We start from the raw sequence: 18,064 nt of genomic DNA, 5'->3' as shown, positions 1-18,064 counted from the left end.
TCCCGGCAAGGGAGGATGATCGGATGCCGCGGATTCGGGGAGCCAGCATCGAGGAGCACCACGAGATGGTGTGGGCCGACCTCGATGAGGCAATTCGGGGGCTGCTGGCCGAACGCGACTACGACTCGATCACCATGGGCCACATCGCGGGCCGGGCCGGGCTCGCGCGCAACACGCTCTACAACTACGCGGGCGACAAGAGTGCTCTTGTCCTGGCGTTGACCGAGCGAGCAGGCCGGCCCGCAGTCGAACGCGTGACCGCGATCGCCGAACGCTCCACCGACCCCGCCACCGAGCGCATGCGGGAGATCATCGAGGTAGTTCTGGAGGCTTTCACCGACCAGACCCTGCAGCTGATGTTCCGTCCAGGTTCCGGCGCACCCAAGGGCCCGGGAAGCCCGTTCCACGCGATCGTCGTCGAGGTGGAAAACGTCGTCCGCGACGGCATCGCGCGCGCCGAGTTCCGTGACGTCGACGACATCCATCTCGCGGTGGAGTTGCTTTCCGGCGTCATGCGAGCCGGCGCCGAACGCATCGGCCGCGATCCCCACGCCCTCGAGCCCACAGTCCGCGAAGCAAGCGAGATCATCCTCGGCTCCCTGACCAGTCACAGCGCCTAGGTTTCCTCAACGACATCCACATCCCCCAACGCGGCGATCTCCCTTATGCGGCCACCGGCTACTTACCGACCGCCGCCAATGACCAGCGGGTCGGTGGCGATCGCTCCCTGACCGGCCATCACATGACCACCAGCGACCAGTCCCGACCAGCGATCACATGGCGCCGGCGATCAACCGCGTGTCGGCGATCAATTGCCGACCAGTGAAAACGACGAAGGCCCGGTCATCGTGACCGAGCCTTCGCATTACCGCTTGGGGTGACCGACGGGACTTGAACCCGCGACCCCCGGGACCACAACCCGGTGCTCTACCAGCTGAGCTACGACCACCATCGCGCACGAGGAAAACCCCGTGGTGCCGGACAAGCATAGCCGAATACCGGAGGGCCCCGTCGAGCGGGTTACCAGCACGGTCGGGTGAAGGGGTCGGCCGCCCTACAGCTCGGCGGCGATCGCCTTGGCCGACTCGACATCGGGCCCGGGCAGCGGGACGAAGATCGTACGGCGGTAGTACTCCAGCTCGCGGATGCTCTCCCGGATGTCGGCGAGCGCGCGGTGGGCCAGGCCCTTGGCCGGCTGGCCGAAGTAAACCCGCGGGTACCAGCGGCGGCACAGCTCCTTGATCGAGGAAACGTCGATCATGCGGTAGTGCAGGAACGAGTCGAGCGCCGGCATGTCACGAGCCAGGAACCCACGGTCGGTGGCGATCGAGTTGCCGCAGAGCGGGGCCGTGCGCGGGTTCGTCACGAACTGACGGACATACGTGAGCACGGCCTCCTCGGCCTCGCCCATGGTGATCGCCGAGCGGCGCACCTCATCGGTCAGCCCCGATTTCGCATGCATGTCCCGAACCACCGGCGGCATCGCGTCCAGCGCCGCGTCGTCGGCGTGGATGACCAGGTCGATGCCCTCACCCAGCACGTTGAGATCAGCATCGGTGACGAGCGCGGCGACCTCGATGAGCTTGTCCTTGCCCAGGTCGAGGCCCGTCATCTCACAGTCGATCCACACCAAATGATCAGCCACGCGGACAGCCTACGCCGCCACCGCCGGGACCGGTGTCTCGTCTTTCCGAGCCACCCGTCCGGGCATGCCGCACGCAGCCACGTGCTATGTCCGCTTTCGGGCGATGACTTCCCACTCGTACCGTTGAGGGGCTAAACTGGTCTTAACGGACGAAGCCCCCTTTCGGTTACTCCGTTCCCCCGGTAAAGGGCCCTCCGTGTCGGCAGCGCGGAGGGCCCTTTCAGTTCCAGCACAGCAAAATGCTCCTTCGCGCACAGCACGGTGATCCGCGCAGGAAGCGTCTTCGGTTGGGCGGCACAAACGAAGAAGGCCGCCCCAGTGGGGCGGCCTTCTCGACGGGATCGGGTCTTACTGGTCCTCGTTCCCGCTCTCGTGCTGATCGATCGGGGATGTCGTGGTCATGCGACGGCGGCGGCGCTGGTTGGTGCCGGCCAGCAGTTCGGCCGCTTCCTGCTGATAGGCGGCCAACCAGCCGGCCGGCGTGCCGCTCCCGGCCGGGATCGCGCCCGTGCTCGTACGCACCGGAACGTCAGGCGCCGGGCGGGCCGGTCGCACAGCCGGGGTGGCCGGCTTGGCGGGAGTCCGCGCCGCGGGCTTGGCCGGGGTGGCCGACTTGCCGGCCGCCCGGGTCGAGCTCTTCGCAGGAGCCGACTTCGTGGCGGGCGTCTTGGCAGTCGTCGCTCGCGCCGAAGCCGGCTTGGCGGCGGTCTTGGCGGCCGCCTTCGCCGGCTTGGCCGGCTTGTCACCGTCGGCCGGCTCGGCCTCCGTCTTGGTCCGAGCGGTTCGCGTACGGGCGGTCCGCGTCTTGGGCTTGGCCGGCGTCACTTCCGGTACGCCCGTCTCGCTCACTTCCCCGTCGGCGAGCGTGTCCGCAGCCGGCTCCGAACCCACCGCCGCCTCCGCCGCAGCCCGAGCCGCAACAGTCTGAGCCGCCTTCCGCCAAGCGGCCGGCGCCGGCCGCCCAGGCCCAGACAGCCGACTGGAGAACGTAGACGCCACTCCCCCTTCAACCCGACTCTGCGCCTGAGCCATAAGGTCCCGCTCAGCCTCGCCTCGGGCGCCACCCCGCCGCCCAGCAGAACCCTGCTCCGCCACATCAGCCGCAAGCTCAGCGTCTCCGCCGGCGTCGTCCCCGGTCACACCATCCGCGGCCAGCTCAGCCTCAACACCACCACCAGCCTCAGTGCCAACGCCAGAGCCAGTTCCGAGGCCAGCCTCAGTGCCAACGCCAGAGTCGGAGCCGGCCGCATCGATCCCAGGACCAGCATCAGTCTTAAAGCCATCGTCGATCCCAGGACCAGCGTCAGTCTTAGAGCCATCGTCGATCCCAGGACCAGCATCAGTCTTAGAGCCACCGTTGATCCCAGGACCACCGTCAGCCCCAGCGCCACCGCCAATCCCAAGACCAGCGATAGCTCCAGCAGCTTCGATCCCGGCACCGGCACCGGCCATCCCAGGACCAGCATCGACGGCACCAGCGATCCCAGGACCAGCGTGCTCGGGAGTGGTGCCGGCGTCAAAGCCGATGTTGGTCCTAAGAGCGCTAGTCCCAGGACCTGTGCTGTTCCTAAGAGCCGCGTTGGTTCCGGCAGCAGTGTTGGTCCCGGCAGGGCGGTCGCCAGACGAAGCCGGCTTGGGCCGCTGATGCGGGGAAGCAGTCGCGGAGCGGGCCGGCGACGCGCCGCCAGCCGGCGCTGCCCGCGGGGTCTCCCCGTTCGGCCCGGCCGGGGAGGCGCCATTGCCGTTGAGCCCGGTCGGGGAAGCGCCGTTGCCGTTGACCCCGGCCGGAGACGCACCGTTGCCGTTGACCCCGGCCGGAGACGCGCCGCTGCCGTTGACCCCGGCCGGAGACGCGCCGCTGCCGTTGACCCCGGCCGGAGACGCGCCGCTGCCGTTGACCCCGGCCGGAGACGCGCCGCTGCCGTTGACCCCGGCCGGAGACGCGCCGTTGCCGTTGACCCCGGCCGGAGACGGGCTAATGCGGTTCGATCCCGATGGCGAGGAGGCGCTGCCCACCTGTGCGGTCGTCGACGAATTGTTCTCGGTCTGGTGGGTCGAGGACTTGAGCGCTGTCGGGGCCGATTGGTCTTCGGCCGCTCGTTCGCCTCGTGCCATGGCGTGCATGGCGGTCGGGACATTCGACGCCACGGCGGAGGCCTGCGCTGAGGCGTCGGAAAGGCGCGTCCCCTCCGCGGGGTCCTCAAGACGCGGCTGGTTCGCGGCGTCCGCGCGGCCGGGCTGGCTTGCGGCGTTGGCGGTCTCTTTGGAAGGGGCCAGGCCGGACATCCGGGCCGGCTGCAGGTCACCCTGCGGCGAGGCGGACTCTCCCGCCGGCACGGGCCCGGCGGGGGAAGGCTGGCCGTTGGTCACCTGCTCGGCCGTTCGGGTCTGGGCGGAGGCGGGCTGCTTCGAGGTTCCGGGACGGGCCGGGGACGGCACGATCGGCCGGCTCGGCGACGGCGGCCGCGGAACACTGGGCCGCGGCGGAGCCGGCGCGGTGGTTCCCTGCCCAGTGGATCCCGGCGCGGTGGTTCCCTGCCGAGAGGTTCCCTGCGCGGCGGTTCCCTGCCCAGAGGTTCCCGTCGCGGCGATTCCCTGCGCGGTGTTCGGGCGGTGCTTGTCGTTGTGTTCCTCCACGTCTGCCGCGGCGGTTCCACCCTTGAAGCGCTGCCCGTCGTCGGGGGTCGCACTGGATGCCGGGACGTCGGCCTCGGTCACGTCAGCCGCCGGCTCTCCACCCGGCTCGGACACAGAGGCCGCCTCTCCCCGCGGCGCAGCGACACCCTGTTCGGCAAGGGGCCGGTCCTTCGGCGAGGTGCGCGGCCCGGAGGCCACCTGGCCCTGCGGCGAGCCGGAAGCCTGCGCCCGGGGCTGGGTGGAATCGGAGGAGGCCGCCTCACTCTGAGGCGAAGCCGGCCCCTGCGCCCCGGGGCCCGTACGGCTCTGGGCCGAGCCCGAAACGTGCGACTTGGATCCTTCCGGGTCATGCGGCGAAGCCGAAGTGTGCGGGCCGGAAGGCGAACCCGAAGTGGGTGACTGGGCGGGCGCCTGACCCTGGGACGGAGTCGAGGAGGTGCCGCCCTTGTGGGGCTCGGGGGCCGGCACCGGGCGGGGGCCTTGGGCGCCCTGCTCGGTGCCGGCTCCCGCTGCCGGGCTGAACCCACTGGCGGATGGGGTGGCCGGCTCGGTGGTGGTCTGGGCGGATGCCGGCTTGTCGCCGGGGTCGGCCGGGCGACGGGTGGCGGGAGTGGGTGTCGCCGAGTTGTCTGCGGGGGCCGGGCGGCTCCGGTCTTTCGGGCTGCCGGGAGCGGGCTCGGTCTGAGCTGGGTCCGCGTTCGGGGAGCCGAAGGACGGCTTGGCGGCGTCGGGTGCGGACCCGGCGGGCATGCGGTCCGGGGTCGCGCCCCGGCCGGTGGGTGACGGGTGGCCGGGGCGGCCTCCGGTGGGAGTACGGCGGGAGGACGACGACGAACGGTCGGCTCGCGGGGACTGGCGGTCGGCGCGCGGGGCGGCCGGGCGGGGCATGCCCATCGCGGCCCAGTCGGTGGCTCCGGGGCCGGTGACGATGGAGACCTTCTGGTTGGCCATGCGAGGGTCGCGGCCGTAGTCGTCCTCGTATTCGCCTCGGGCGGCGCGGGCGTCGGCAGCGCCGGCCGCGTAGGCGGCGGCCACGGCGTCGATCGGGTGAGCGGGCACGTCCTCGGCCGAGGCCCCGGCGGCTTTGGCCGGTTCCCCTGCGACGGAAGCCGGGGACGAGACGGAGGACGCACCGGCCAAGGATGGAGCGGCGGGAGTCGCGGAGGCGAGGGTCGACTGCGCGGGCGCCGGGCCATTGGCGGCCCCAGCCGCGGCGGTGACGTTCGCAGTCACCCCGTCAGAGGCAGTCACTGACGTCGCGGAGCCGTTCTGCGCGCCTGCCGCGACATCGGTAGCGGGGCCGGAAGCACCAACCGCGGTGGAACGACCGGCCACGCTGGAAGCATCGCCCGAGGCAGAAGCAGCAACCGGCCTGGAAGCACCAACCACCGAAGCGGCAGCCGCGCTCGAAGCACCAACCACCGAAGCGGCAGCCGGGCCCGAAGCACCAACCACCGAAGCGGCAGCCGGGCCCGAAGCACCAACCACCGAAGCAGCAGCCGGGCCCGAAGCACCAACCACCGAAGCAGCAGCCGGGCCCGAAGCACCAACCGCGGAAGCGGCAGCTGGGTCGGAAGAACCGACCGCGGCGGCAGCAGCGGCCGGGCTCGAAGCGGCAGCGGCCGGGGCCGGCGTGCGCGGGGAGGCCGGCGACGCGGCGCCTGGTTTGTCGGCGCCGGCGGCGGCGCGGCGGCGGGCCGCCTCGGCCAGGCGGGCGGCGGCTTGGGCCTCGGTCTCGCGGGCCCGGGCCGGAGCGGTCTCGGCCACCCAGGCCTCGACCGCGGACGGCTGGAACATCGGGATGTCGCCCGGCACCGGCACCGAGCGCTTGGCGGCCCGGTCGGGGCGGCGGCCGGAGGGAGACTCGACCGAAGCCGAAGCCGAAGCCGAGGAGGCGGCTGAGGCCGGCGCGCCGGCGGCGGGCTCACCCAGCGGCAACGACACCGCGTTGGCCCCGATGAACTCGAGCGGCTCCCCCGGCGCCGGCGTGGCCTGGCGGCCCGGGATGGCGGTGGCGGCGGCGTACTCGGCGGGGTCGGGTGGCATCCCCGGGCCGGCGGCCGGCGTCAACGCGGCGGGCGCGGGTGACGTCGGGGCGGTCAGTGCGGGAGTGGGCGGCCAGGCCATCACGGCCGGCACCGGGCCCGTACGGGTGTCGGCCAGCGTCCGCGGACGGTGGGCGCCCGCCGGGCGGCTCGGCGCGGGCAGGGCCGGCATCGGCGCTCCGATGGCGCGCATCAGCTCGGGGACCTGGCTCGGCTCGACCACGTAGACGATCTCGCGTCGGCGGGCCGGCCAGGCCAGCACCACCATGCCGATCATCACCAGCAGCGTGCCCAGCGTCAGCAGGCCCCACGCGCTCGAGTTGAGCCAGCCCGGCCGCAGCTCGGCCGTGGCGCGCAGCTGCAGGCCGGGGGCGGCGTCGGGGCTCATCACGACCAGGCTGTACGGGCCGCCGCGCACGTCGGACGGGGTCCACGAGATCTGGCCGGTGCTGTCGGACCGGGTCCAGAACGGCGCCTGTCCCGGCTGCTGACGCGGGGCCACCAGGCCGGGTACGACCGTCGTGGCCACCGGCAGGGCGCCGGTGCCGATGTCGATCGTGCGGACCGTGCTGTGCTGCACGTTCGACAGGTATGCGCGGGCCGCGTTGGTCGGCGCGAGCCCGAGGAAGGCCGGGCCCCGCCCGGTACGGGCGAGCAGCCGCAGCTGGGTGTCGCCGAGGCGGGTGAAGGGCGCGTCGGAGCGCAGGACGCGGTCGACGTCCTCGATCACGACGGCGTAGCCGGGCGTGGACAGCTGCTGGAGCTGTGCGCTGAACGCTCCACCCTGGTCGCGGTGCTGCATGGCGGCCCAGAGGCCCGCGCCGGCCAGCAGCGACGGCAGACCGATGGTCAGCGCCAGCATTCCGAGAATGGTCCGGAACACCCGCATCGCTTCTCCCCTCAAAGCTCAAGCGGTAATGCGCCGACCATACAAGTCCAAATAACCCCAAAGTGGTCAAATAGTGGCTAACTCGCTGATAGAAGTAAGGCTCAGTTGATCGTCGCGGTGGTCGACAGGGTCGACTGGTCGATGTCGCTCGTGCGCGCGGTGACCTTGAAGGTCCACTCGCCGGCGGCCGGCAGGGCGATGTCGCCGACCGCGTGGAAGTCGGTGATCCGCAGCAGCGGGATCTCGATCGGCTCGATGCCCTTCGACGGCAACGCCGCCGTGGCGCTCCACTCCACGACCGTCAGCGGCTTGTTGTCGGGCGTGTAGGCGTACAGGTGGATGCTGTTGTTTCCGACCGTCGCCGGGAAGACGTCGATCTGCACGGCCATCTTGTCGTTGGTCAGCGTCTTGGTCACCGTGGTCGAGGCGCCCGCGGTCTGGGACGCCTCGGCCGAGCGGGCCGGCGGGATCTGGACCAGGGCCGAGGTCACGCCGAGGACCACGGCGGTGACGGCCAGCTCGGCCCAGACCACCCGGCGCAGGCCGGACGGCCTCTCCTCGGCCGCCTTGGACCGCACCAGCCGGCGCGAATACCAGGCCACGCCGAGCACGATGGCGGCCAGCCCCACCTTGACGAGGATCAGACGGCCGTACGTGGTGAAGAAGAGCCCGTCGAGCGAGGAGACCTCGATCAGCGCCTGCACGACCCCGGCCACGATCAGCGCCGCCACCGCCGTGGCGGCCCAGCGCGACCAGATCGGCAGGATCGCCCCGAGTTCCCGCTCGTCGGCCTTGGGCAGCAGGAAGGCGACCAGCATGACCAGCCCGCCCAGCCACACCGCCATCGCGGCCAGGTGGATCGCGTCGACCACCACCGACACGCCCGCCACCGGCGAGGCGGTCGGGTGCCCGGTCAGCGGCCAGGTGGCCAGGGCGGCCACGCCGAGCACCCCGAGCAGGGCGAGGTCGGTCTTCGAGTCACTGCCGTTGCCACTGCCCTTCAGCAGCGGCCGTAGCAGCAGAGCGGCGGCACAGATCACGCCCAGGCGCACCAGCATGACCGCCCCGAACGTGCTGCCGAGCACATCGCGGAGGTCCCCCACCCGTACGTCGAAAAGGCCGGACCCGGTCGAATAGGGCGCCTGGAGCCACAGCGCGAGAAGGGTGCTGCCGGCCACCAGGCCGATGCCCGTCCAGACGAGACGCCCCGGGCCGCGGCGGCTGAGCCGGTGTGGCCAGAGCAACGCGAGCACCAGCACCGGGCCGACCAGGAACACCAGACCGGCGTACCCGAGGTACTTGCCGATCGGGATGAGCACGCGCACGACCGGGTCGACCGTCTCGTCGTCGATCGTGGCCGACGGGGTCGCCGAGGCCGCGCCCACCGAGAAGGTCAGGCTGCCGCCGACCGGGTGGCTGTCGGCCGAGATCACCCGGTAGCTGACCAGATAGGTGCCCCGGCCGCCGCCCGAGCGCAGCGGGATCGTCACCGTGCTGCCCTCGGCGGTCGGCTCGCCCTGGTCGGCCCGGGAGCCGTCCGGCGCGAGCACCTGGATCTTGCCGTTGAGCAGTTGCACCGACTCGGTGAACCTGAGCGTGATCTTGTTGGGCGCGTCGGGGACGATCGTGCCGGACGCCGGGTCGCTGGTGGCCAGCGCCGCGTGCGCGCTCGCGGGCGCGGCCGGACCGAGCAGCACGGCGAAGAGCCCGATCAACAACCCCGCCAAGGCCACCAGACCGCGACAAACCCGGCGCCGATCAACAGTCATGGCAGACATGCTGCCCGATCGGATCGACCGATGCCCACCACGGGTGGTTGCGGAACCCGGCCCGGAGGCTGCGGCGGCCATGGGGCGTACGATGTCGGGCCATGGACGGCCTGGACGAAACAACCTCGCTCGCCCTTGCCGCCCGCGAGGGTGACGAGGCCGCCTTGGCGGCGTTCGTGCGCGCCACCCAGGCCGAGGTCTGGCGGTTCACCGCGGCGCTGGTCGACCCGGGCTCGGCCGACGACCTGACGCAGGAGACCTTTCTGCGCGCGTTCAAGGCGCTGGCCGCGTTCGAGGCCCGCTCGTCCGCGCGCACCTGGCTGCTCGGCATCGCCCGCCGCACCTGCGCCGACCATCTGCGCACGGTGATCCGCCGCCGCCGGCTCGACGCCCGCCTGGCCGCCGAGGCCTGGACCGCGTCGCCGTCACCCGACCCGGCCCACCGGCTCAGCACGGCCGACCTGCTCGGCCGGCTGGGTGAGGAAAGGCGCACGGCGTTCGTGCTGACCCAGGTGCTGGGCCTGTCCTACGCCGAGGCGGCCGAGATCGAGGACGTGCCGGTCGGCACGATCCGCTCGCGTGTCGCCCGGGCCCGGGACGAGCTGGTGACGGCCGTCTCGCAGGCCCGCGCCGTTTAATCAGCAGTTTCCCAGCGGAACCTCAGCACAATAGAGGGAACCGGCGGGACAGTTGCATCGACTAAACGGGCGTGACCATGGACTTGAAGCAGCAGCCCCGGCTGGCGGCAGCCTGGCCGTGGATCTCCACCCTCGCGCGTCTCGGACTGGCGGCGGTCTTCCTGATCGCCGGCGGCCTCAAGGTGACCGATCTGGCCGCCTCGGCGCGCGCGGTGAACGCGTACGACCTGATGTCCTACGACACCGCGAAGGTGATCGGGGCCGTGCAGCCGTTCCTGGAGATCGCACTGGGCTTGCTGTTGCTGATCGGGATAGCGACCCGGCTGAGCGCGGCCATCGCGGCGGTGGTGCTGGTGATCTTCATCGCCGGCATCATCTCGGCCTGGTCGCGCGGGCTGCAGATCGACTGTGGCTGTTTCAGCAAAGGCGGGGAGCTGACCGGCGGGCGGACCGCGCAGTACGGCCTCGACATCCTGCGTGACGTGGGATTCCTCGCACTGGCCGGGATCCTGCTGTGGAAGCCGCGGACCAGGTTCTCGCTCGACGGACTGTTGATGGGGGACAGATGAGCAAGGGCAATCGGGGGCGCGACCGTACGGCGGTCAAGCGGATCGTCGAACAGCAGAAGGCGGCCGAGCGCCGCCGCCGGGTGACGATCTGGACCTCGGTCGGCGTTGTCGCGGTGCTGCTGATCGCCGGTCTGATCGGCTGGGGCGTCCTGGCCAACCAGGATTCGGACTCCTCGCAGGCCAGCACGCCCAGCGTGGCGGTGGACGACGGCACCGCGTTCGCGGTCGGGTCGGGGCCGGTCACGGTCGACATCTACGAGGACTTCATGTGCCCGATCTGCCATGAGTTCGAGAATCAGACCGGCCCGGCGATCGCGCAGCTGGTCACCGACAAAAAGGTGACGGTCCGCTACCACCCCGTCTCCATCCTGGACCGCGCGTCGAACGGCACGAAGTACTCGACCCGGTCGGCCGGGGCCGCGGCGGCCGCGGCGGTCGACGGCAAGTTCATCGAGTATCACCAGGTGCTCTTCGACAACCAGCCCGAGGAGGGCAGCGACGGGCTCGACAACGCCAAGCTGATCGAGCTCGGCAAATCGGTCGGGCTGGGCGACAGCTTCGCCCAGGCGGTCGACGGCAAGACGTACGACTCGTGGGCCACCAAGGCCACCGAGACGTTCGCGTCGCGCGGCTACAGCGGCACGCCGACCATCGTCGTCAACGGCAAGCAGGTGACCGGGCCGAACGGGACGCTGCCGACCACCGAGGTCTTCACCCAGGCGGTCACGGCGGCCGCGGGGTGAGACGGCTCGCGCTGATGGTGGCGCTGGCCGGTGCGGTGCTCGCGCCGGCCACGCCCGCGTTCGCGCACACCGGGGACGCGCCCAGCTCGACGGCGTACCGGACCTCGGTGACCATGATCAGCGCGCCGGGCGTCTCGGTGCGCCCGGTCGAGGCCGGGGCGCAGCTCGAGCTCACCAACAACTCCGGGCATTCGATCGAGGTTCTCGGCTATGCCGGGGAGCCCTATCTCGATGTGCGCCCCGACGGCACCTGGCAGAACGTGAACTCCCCGGCGGCGTACCTGAACGAGACGCTGGCCGGGGACACGCCGGTTCCGGCGAGCGCCGACCCCACCGCGCCGCCCGCGTGGCGCAAGATCTCGGACGCGCCGAGGGTGCGCTGGCACGACCAGCGGACCCATTGGCTGAGCGCCGGACTGCCCCCGCAGGCGGTCGCCGACCCCTCTCGCAGCCATCGCCTGCGCGACTGGGTGGTGCCGCTGCGCTTCCAGACGAGCGGGTTCGAGGTCCGCGGCACGCTCGACTGGGTTCCGCCGCCCCGCGCCGGGCTCTGGTGGGCGGGCGTGGCCCTGGCCGGGCTCATGGCGGCGGCGCTGGCTCATCGGTGGCCGCGCTCCGTGCGGCCGGTCGCGCTGGTCGCCGGCTCGGCTCCTCTGGTGTACGCGGTCAGTCGTACGCTCGACGGCGGCACCCCGCCGCCGGTGCTCATCCTGGCCGGGCTCGTGGGGCTGGCCGCGGCCTACCGGCATCCGCCGTTCTTCCTCGCGCTGGCCGGTGCGGTCGTCGCGCTGTTCGCGGGCTTCAACGAGGGCTCGGTCTTCGGCGCGGCCGTCCTGGGCACGGCCGGCCCGGGATGGGTGGCGCGGCTGGCGGTCGCTCTCGCCGCGGGGCTCGGCGCCGGGCTGGCCGTCACCGGCGTCCTGCGCCTGCGGGCCGCCCTGCCGGCTCCCCAACCGGCTGTCGCTCACGCGTAGCCCCTTTTCGCTGCCCTTGCGGTCGCGCGGTCTATCGTCGTCGGCATGACTGAGTCCGTTCGACTTTCCGCCGGCGACACCGCGCCCGAGTTCAGCCTGCCGACCGACAACGGCGACCGGCTCACGCTCAAGGATCTGCGCGGACGCAAGGTCGTGCTGTACGCCTACCCGGCCGCGATGACGCCCGGCTGCACCACCCAGGCCTGTGACTTCCGGGACTCGCTGGGCTCGCTGCAGGCGGCCGGTTACGAGGTTGTCGGCATCTCCCCCGACGCCCCGGCCAAGCTGGCCAAGTTCCGCGAGCGCGACGCCATCACGTTCCCGCTGGTCAGCGACGAGGACAAGAGCGTGCTCAACGCGTACGGAGCGTTCGGCGAGAAGAACAACTACGGCAAGACGGTCATGGGCGTCATCCGGTCGACGTTTGTGATCGACGAGAACGGCGTGATCGAGCGGGCCCTCTACAACGTCAAGGCCACCGGGCACGTCGCCAAGCTGCGGCGCGATCTCGGCATCGACTGACCCTACAGTCGGCCCCGGATCGGCCGATCTCTACGGCAAGACCCCAAAACGGTCTTCCCAGACCACGGCGGCTGTCACGCGGCATGATCCGCGAGGCGGCCGCCGTGCCATGTGACCGCGGGCGCTCCGGCCGGGCAAGAGCGTCTAGAATCGCGGGAACGTGTGTGCCCCGCGGGGCGCGCATCGAGCGGGAGTGGCGTAATCGGCAGCCGCGCGGGTTTTAGGTGCCCGTGCCCGAAAGGGCGTGGGGGTTCAAGTCCCCCCTTCCGCACACGACATCGATGATGGCGGCATGGGATTGCACTTCGAGGTGGATCCGCCGCTCACCGGCGCGTTGCGCGCGAGCATCGTCGCGCTCTGGACCGACGTGACCAACGCCGGCGGGGCGGTGGGCTTCGTCGGCCCGGTGACCGGTGCGGAGGTCCAGCCGGTGGCCGACGCCGCGTTCGCCGCGGTGGAGTCGGGGGTCGATCGGCTGCTGATCGCCACCGACGACGGCGAACTGGTCGCGCTGCTCTTCGTGGTCAGCAACCGCTTCGAGCTCAAGGAGCACTGGCGGGTGCTCAAGCGGGTCATGGTCACCCCACACCGGCAGGGCCGCGGCTACGGCGCCGCGCTGATGCTCGAGGCCGAGCGGCTCGCCCGCGACCTGGGCCTGGACGCCATCCAGGTCACCGTGCGGGCCGGCGCGGGCGTCGAGAGGTTCTATGCCGGGCTGGGCTATCGCGAGGTCGGCCGGCTGCCCGGGGCGCTGCGGGTCGGGACGGGCGACGACCGCGACGAGATCCACCTGTGGCTGACCCTGACGTCCTGACGACCCGGCCGGGCGCGACGGAGGATCGCGTCCGGCCGGGTGCGGTGGGGACGGTCAGGAACAGCGGGGTGAGTCGGCGGCCAGGTTGGCGTCGAGCGGGGCGGGCTGGGTGGCCGTGGGCGCCGCCACGGCGGTCGACTCGAGCAGCGGGGCGGCCGCGGGCGACGACTTCGACGGGGCCGGCTTGGGGGCGGCGGTGGTCTTCGTGACCTTGGGGGTGGCCTTCTTGGTCTTGGTGACCTTCTTGGCGGACTGCGACTCCGGCTTCACCTTGACGCTTCCGCCGAGCTTGGCCGTGGTCTTCTGGGTCTTCCCGACCGCGAGCTTGATGCCGCCGAGGGTGGCCGAGTTCCCGTACACGTCGGTGACCTTGACCTTGAAGGGGCCGCTGCCGGCGCCGCTGGGGATCGTCCAGTAGTTGTAGTCCTCGCGCGACGCGGTGCGGAAGCTGCCGCCCTTGGAGGCGATCTTCACCGAGGCGAGCCGGCTGGCGTGGTTGTCGATCAGCACACTCAGCCAGTACTGCGAGGAGCCTTCCTTCACCCGTACGGAAAGCGGGCCCGGAACCGACGCGCCGGGCACCGTCCGATAGGTGATCGGGATGATGCCGTCGGACTGCTTGCCGATCTTCTTGAACGCGGTGAGGCTCAGGTCGAGGTGACCGGCCGGGCACTCCGGGCAGGAGTCGATGACCTTGACCCGCACCTTGCCCTTGGGCCCGGTGACGTCGATGTAGGTGCCGCAGGCCGCGCCCTGGGAGTACTGGTTCTTCTGACCGAGGGCCACGAAGAGGTCGTCGGCCGGCGGGCTCGGGAACGAGCAGTTGCCGAGCGTGCCGTCGAGCGAGAAGTACGTCGCCTTCCCCTTGGCGGCCGACGTGGACGGCGGGGCGGCACAGGCCGAGCCGCTGTTCTGCAGCACGAGCGCCACTCCGAGGACAGCGGCGAGGACACCGGCGCCGCCGAAGGCGAGCCAGCGGGGCGAGAACAGACGAGATGCGGTCACGGTGAGCGATCCTGCGCGCGTTCCCGTCGCGGCGGCAACTTACCTAAGACACTCCTAAGACTCGGGTGGCGGGCTTCATCCGTTCACCCGACCCCCACCGTGTCACCGAGCCGCACGACGCCCAATTTGTCAGGAATGAGATTGATTGCGAAGAGTAGCCCGGTATCGAAGCGCCGGCGCGCGCCCAGCATGCGCAGCGGCTGCCGGCCCTTCTCCCCGGTCTCCTGATCGATCGTGGTGACCACGCAGCGGGCGCACTCCTTGGCCGCCCGGAAGGTCAGATCGCCGATCCGCAGCCGCCGCCCGAGCCAGCCGTCCTCGATCCACGGCTCGGCGCCGCCGATCACCAGGTTGGGCCGGAACCGGGTCACCGGCACCGCCTCCTCCCCCGCCTCGACGAGCCAGTCGTTGAGCGCGGCCAGCGACCCCTCGTTGGCCAGCAGCACGGGATAGCCGTCGGCGAAGCTCACCCGGTCGCCGGGCAGCGCCTGCTCCTCGATCGTGCGGCCGGTCGGGTCGGCCTGCCAGACCAGCCGGGCGTCCCGGCCCAGGAAGCGGGTGCTCCACTCCTTCTCGGCCACGCGGGCGGGCACCGGCTCCTTGGCCCGGAACACCCGCACCTGCTCCTCCGGCCCGTCGGCGGGCTCGTCGACCGACAGCGGCGGCAGGCCGGGGGCGCTGAGCTCGAGGCCGCCGGCTCGTGGAGTGACGGTCAGCCGGGTCAGGACGGGGGTGTCGCGCTGAGTGATCCCGACGCCCTCGGCGTCGACCATCAGCCATCGGCGGTCACCGGCCAGACCCCACGGCTCGACCGCGGCGGTGTCGTGCTCGAGGCGATGACACCCCTTGACCGGGTACGTGTACAGGGCCGTGATGCGCATCCTCGAAGCCTTGCACGCCCGTCTCAGAACGGCAGCCGAACCCCCGCCGACTTGGCCTCGCCGGGCGGGTTGTCGAAGAAGTCGTCGTCGGCGGCCGGGTTGGCCTGCCGGTCGAGGTAGACCTGGGCCTGAGAAGCCTGGGCGGGGGTCAGGGCGTACACCTTGCCGGTCCGCACCACGTCGGTGCTCGCGTCGGCCGGGATGGTCACATCGAACGTCGCGGCGTCACCCTTGAGGTCGCGGCGCGGGTAGTAGTCGGTGTTCCCGTCACCCCAGTTGATCTCGAGGATGAACCAGTAGGCCGTGGAGGCTTCAGGAGCACCCGAGGTGGTCGCGGCCACCCGCACGGTCCGGTCGTCGAGGCTGCCGGCGTCGAGTTGATAGCGCAGGGGCCCGGCGGGCGTGGAGCTCGATGCGTTGCCTGACGCATTGCTCGGTGCGATCGAGGGGGACGCGTCGCCGCCGGCGACGTTCCGTCGTTCGCCTTCATCCCCGCGCCAGGCCAGGTAGGCGATGATCACGCCGATCAGGGCGAGCACCACACCGGCCGCGGTCATCATGCCGACGACGTTCTGATCCCCGAAGAATCCGAAGCGCCCGCCTCGAGGAGCGGGCGCGGGATCCGAGGGCGTGGATGCTCTGATTCTCAACACCTCCGACGGTTCGCCGGGTTTCCGGCCGGAACAGCATGGGTGTCCGGCACCACCTCAGCCATCACCTTTTCGTCTTCGCACTTTGTCCACCGTGGCCGGTCCGCATCGGCGGATCATCCAGTCCCGCGGATGTGTTCCACGCCATCACTCCGCCCTCCTGCGGTTGATGACTTGGTACCCCCAGGGGGTATATGGTTCGGAACGGAGGTGGCAGCAAATGATCGAGACTCATCAGCACGCGCCCGAGATGCACGGTGGGCACGGGGAGCATGCGGGGCACGACCCGGAGGTGTTTCGGCGCAAGTTCTGGCTGAGCCTTGTCCTCACCGTTCCGATCGTCGTGACCAGCGAGATGGTCATGGAGTGGTTCGGCTACTCGCTGGACTTCCCGGGCATCGGCGCGGTCGGGCCGGTGCTCGGCACGGTCGTCCTCCTCTATGGCGGGTGGCCGTTCCTGACCGGGGCGCTCGCCGAGATCCGCACCCGCGCGCCGGGCATGATGCTGCTGATCGCGATGGCCATCACGGTCGCCTACGCCGCCTCGCTCGCCACCAGCATCGGACTGTTCGAGCTGGACTTCTGGTGGGAGCTGGCCGCGCTCGTCACGATCATGCTGCTGGGCCACTGGCAGGAGATGAAGGCGATCGGCCAGGCCCAGGGCGCCTTGGCCGCGCTGGCCGCCCTGTTGCCCGACCGGGCCGCGCGCATCCGGCCCGACGGCTCGATCGACGACGTACCGGTCTCGGATCTGGGGGTCGGCGACCGGGTGCTGGTGCGCTCGGGTGGCCGGGTGCCCGCCGACGGTCGCATCGTCGAGGGGACCGCCGAGATGGACGAGTCGATGATCACCGGAGAGTCGAGACCGGTTTCCCGTACGCCGGGAGACCGCGTCGTGGCCGGCACGGTGGCCACCGATTCGGCCGTCCGGGTCGACGTCGACGCCGTGGGTGAGAACACCGCCCTGGCCGGCATCGGACGCCTGGTCGCCCAGGCCCAGGCGGCCGGCGGCCGGGCTCAGGTGCTGGCCGACCGGTTCGCCGCCTGGCTGTTCTACGTCGCGGCCGGGGCGGGGCTCGTCACCTTCGTGACGTGGTGGACGTTGGGCGACCTCGACCAGTCGGTCGTCCGGACCGTGACGGTGCTGGTGATCGCCTGCCCGCACGCCCTCGGCCTGGCCATCCCGCTGGTGATCGCCCTGTCCACGGCGCTCTCGGCCCGCGCCGGCATCCTGGTCAAGGACCGGCTGGCGCTCGAGCGGATGCGTACGGTGAATGCTGTTCTCTTCGACAAGACCGGCACCCTGACCAAGGGCGCACACACGGTCACCGGAGTCGCCGCCACGGCCGGTCACACCGAGGACGACGTGCTGAGGATCGCGGCCGCCGTCGAGAGCGACAGTGAACACCCGCTGGCCAAGGCACTCGTGTCGGTGGCCCGGGAGCGCGGGCTCACGGCCTCCGCCACCGGCTTCCGCTCGCTGACCGGTCGCGGCGTCCAGGCCGTGGTCGACGACCGGGCGTACGCCGTGGGCGGCCCCGCCCTGCTCCGGGAGCTGACCGCCACGGCCCCCGCCGATCTGACCGCCCCGGCCGAGGCCTGGTCCCACCGGGGTGCCGCCGTGCTGCACCTCGTGCGGCTGGGCGGCGACGAGCCCGCGGTGATCGGGGCGTTCGCGCTGGAGGACGAGATCCGCCCCGAGGCCCGCCAGGCGATCCGGCAGCTGCGGGCGCAGGGCATCGAGAAGATCGTGATGATCACCGGTGACGCCCGCCCGGTGGCCGAGGCCGTCGCGGCCGACCTGGGTCTCGACGAGGTCTTCGCCGAGGTGCTGCCGGCCGACAAGGACAAGGCGGTGGCCGACCTGCAGCGCCGCGGCCTGAGCGTGGCCATGGTCGGCGACGGTGTCAACGACGCTCCCGCGCTGGCCCGCGCCGACGTGGGCCTGGCCATCGGTGCCGGCACCGACGTGGCGATCGAGTCGGCCGGCGTGGTGCTGGCCTCCTCCGACCCGCGCGCCGTGAGCAGCGTGATCAAGCTGTCCCGGGCGTCCTACCGCAAGATGATCCAGAACCTGGCCTGGGCGGCCGGCTACAACGTCGTCGCCATCCCGCTGGCCGCCGGCGTCCTGGCCTGGACCGGCTTCACCCTGAGCCCCGCCGTCGGCGCCGTCATGATGAGCGCCTCGACCATCGTGGTCGCCCTGAACGCCCAGCTCCTGCGCCGCGTGCGCCTCGCACCCGACGATCAGTAGGTCGGCGATCCGACTGAGTGTCGCCACGA

The 18,064-nt window shown here is 71.5% G+C and carries 16 protein-coding genes and 2 tRNA genes; 10 read left to right on the top strand and 8 right to left on the bottom strand.

The window, feature by feature from the left end:
• Positions 1-23: 23 nt before the first annotated feature.
• The gene (locus NAG42_RS32050; RefSeq protein WP_250035665.1) at positions 24-620 is read left to right on the top strand and encodes a TetR/AcrR family transcriptional regulator; all 597 of its coding nucleotides are present in this window, start codon (positions 24-26) and stop codon (positions 618-620) included.
• 253 nt (positions 621-873) lie between these two features.
• Here the strand turns inward: NAG42_RS32050 and NAG42_RS32045 are convergent.
• From NAG42_RS32045 to NAG42_RS32030, 4 genes are all read right to left on the bottom strand, one after another.
• Positions 874-949, bottom strand: a tRNA-His gene (locus NAG42_RS32045).
• 105 nt (positions 950-1,054) lie between these two features.
• On the bottom strand, positions 1,055-1,645 hold the full coding sequence (orn, locus tag NAG42_RS32040) for an oligoribonuclease (RefSeq protein WP_308201214.1): 591 nt from the start codon (positions 1,643-1,645) through the stop codon (positions 1,055-1,057).
• 348 nt (positions 1,646-1,993) lie between these two features.
• Positions 1,994-2,536, bottom strand: coding sequence for a hypothetical protein (locus NAG42_RS32035; RefSeq protein ID WP_250035664.1), 543 nt, complete (start codon positions 2,534-2,536; stop codon positions 1,994-1,996).
• A gap of 245 nt (positions 2,537-2,781) precedes the next feature.
• The gene (locus NAG42_RS32030; RefSeq protein WP_250035663.1) at positions 2,782-3,111 is read right to left on the bottom strand and encodes a hypothetical protein; all 330 of its coding nucleotides are present in this window, start codon (positions 3,109-3,111) and stop codon (positions 2,782-2,784) included.
• A 2,804-nt stretch (positions 3,112-5,915) separates the two neighbouring features.
• Between NAG42_RS32030 and NAG42_RS32025 the strand changes: the two genes are divergently transcribed.
• A complete protein-coding gene (locus tag NAG42_RS32025) occupies positions 5,916-6,554 on the top strand; it encodes a hypothetical protein (protein ID WP_250035662.1) in 639 nt (212 codons plus the stop codon).
• Positions 6,555-7,317: 763 nt separating this feature from the next.
• Here NAG42_RS32025 and NAG42_RS32020 read toward each other — a convergent pair.
• Positions 7,318-8,994, bottom strand: a complete 1,677-nt coding sequence (locus tag NAG42_RS32020; protein ID WP_250035660.1) for a copper resistance CopC/CopD family protein — start codon at positions 8,992-8,994, stop codon at positions 7,318-7,320.
• A 92-nt stretch (positions 8,995-9,086) separates the two neighbouring features.
• Here NAG42_RS32020 and NAG42_RS32015 point away from each other — a divergent pair, with 92 nt between their 5' ends.
• From NAG42_RS32015 to NAG42_RS31985, 7 genes are all read left to right on the top strand, one after another.
• Positions 9,087-9,623 (top strand): sigma-70 family RNA polymerase sigma factor, encoded by a 537-nt coding sequence (locus NAG42_RS32015; protein WP_250035659.1) that lies wholly within the window; start codon positions 9,087-9,089, stop codon positions 9,621-9,623.
• A gap of 77 nt (positions 9,624-9,700) precedes the next feature.
• Positions 9,701-10,192 carry a MauE/DoxX family redox-associated membrane protein gene (locus NAG42_RS32010; protein WP_250035881.1) on the top strand — a complete coding sequence of 164 codons (492 nt, stop codon included), beginning with the start codon at positions 9,701-9,703 and terminating at the stop codon, positions 10,190-10,192.
• Positions 10,189-10,935 carry a DsbA family protein gene (locus NAG42_RS32005; protein ID WP_250035658.1) on the top strand — a complete coding sequence of 249 codons (747 nt, stop codon included), beginning with the start codon at positions 10,189-10,191 and terminating at the stop codon, positions 10,933-10,935. Before NAG42_RS32010 ends, NAG42_RS32005 begins: the two co-directional genes overlap by 4 nt.
• Positions 10,932-11,909 (top strand): hypothetical protein, encoded by a 978-nt coding sequence (locus tag NAG42_RS32000; protein ID WP_250035657.1) that lies wholly within the window; start codon positions 10,932-10,934, stop codon positions 11,907-11,909. Before NAG42_RS32005 ends, NAG42_RS32000 begins: the two co-directional genes overlap by 4 nt.
• A 45-nt stretch (positions 11,910-11,954) precedes the next feature.
• Positions 11,955-12,431, top strand: coding sequence for a thioredoxin-dependent thiol peroxidase (gene bcp / locus NAG42_RS31995; RefSeq protein ID WP_250035656.1), 477 nt, complete (start codon positions 11,955-11,957; stop codon positions 12,429-12,431).
• Positions 12,432-12,618: 187 nt separating this feature from the next.
• Positions 12,619-12,702 (top strand) — tRNA-Leu (locus NAG42_RS31990).
• Between the two features lie 21 nt (positions 12,703-12,723).
• Positions 12,724-13,245, top strand: a complete 522-nt coding sequence (locus tag NAG42_RS31985) for a GNAT family N-acetyltransferase (RefSeq protein ID WP_250035655.1) — start codon at positions 12,724-12,726, stop codon at positions 13,243-13,245.
• A 54-nt stretch (positions 13,246-13,299) separates the two neighbouring features.
• On the opposite strand, the gene NAG42_RS31980 is transcribed toward NAG42_RS31985, so the two are convergent.
• From NAG42_RS31980 to NAG42_RS31970, 3 genes are all read right to left on the bottom strand, one after another.
• A complete protein-coding gene (locus NAG42_RS31980; RefSeq protein WP_250035654.1) occupies positions 13,300-14,250 on the bottom strand; it encodes an expansin EXLX1 family cellulose-binding protein in 951 nt (316 codons plus the stop codon).
• Positions 14,251-14,333: 83 nt separating this feature from the next.
• On the bottom strand, positions 14,334-15,131 hold the full coding sequence (locus tag NAG42_RS31975; protein WP_250035653.1) for an MOSC domain-containing protein: 798 nt from the start codon (positions 15,129-15,131) through the stop codon (positions 14,334-14,336).
• Positions 15,132-15,154: 23 nt separating this feature from the next.
• Positions 15,155-15,691, bottom strand: coding sequence for a hypothetical protein (locus NAG42_RS31970; RefSeq protein ID WP_250035652.1), 537 nt, complete (start codon positions 15,689-15,691; stop codon positions 15,155-15,157).
• A gap of 310 nt (positions 15,692-16,001) precedes the next feature.
• Between NAG42_RS31970 and NAG42_RS31965 the strand changes: the two genes are divergently transcribed.
• Positions 16,002-18,035: a heavy metal translocating P-type ATPase gene (locus tag NAG42_RS31965; protein WP_250035651.1), complete on the top strand. Its 2,034-nt coding sequence runs from the start codon at positions 16,002-16,004 to the stop codon at positions 18,033-18,035.
• Positions 18,036-18,064: the final 29 nt, after the last annotated feature.

It is taken from the genome of Paractinoplanes maris, assembly GCF_023544465.1.
GTDB classification, from domain to species: domain Bacteria; phylum Actinomycetota; class Actinomycetes; order Mycobacteriales; family Micromonosporaceae; genus Actinoplanes; species Actinoplanes maris.
Note: the sequence above shows the minus strand (reverse complement) of the source record. Positions and strands in the feature narration are given on the sequence as shown.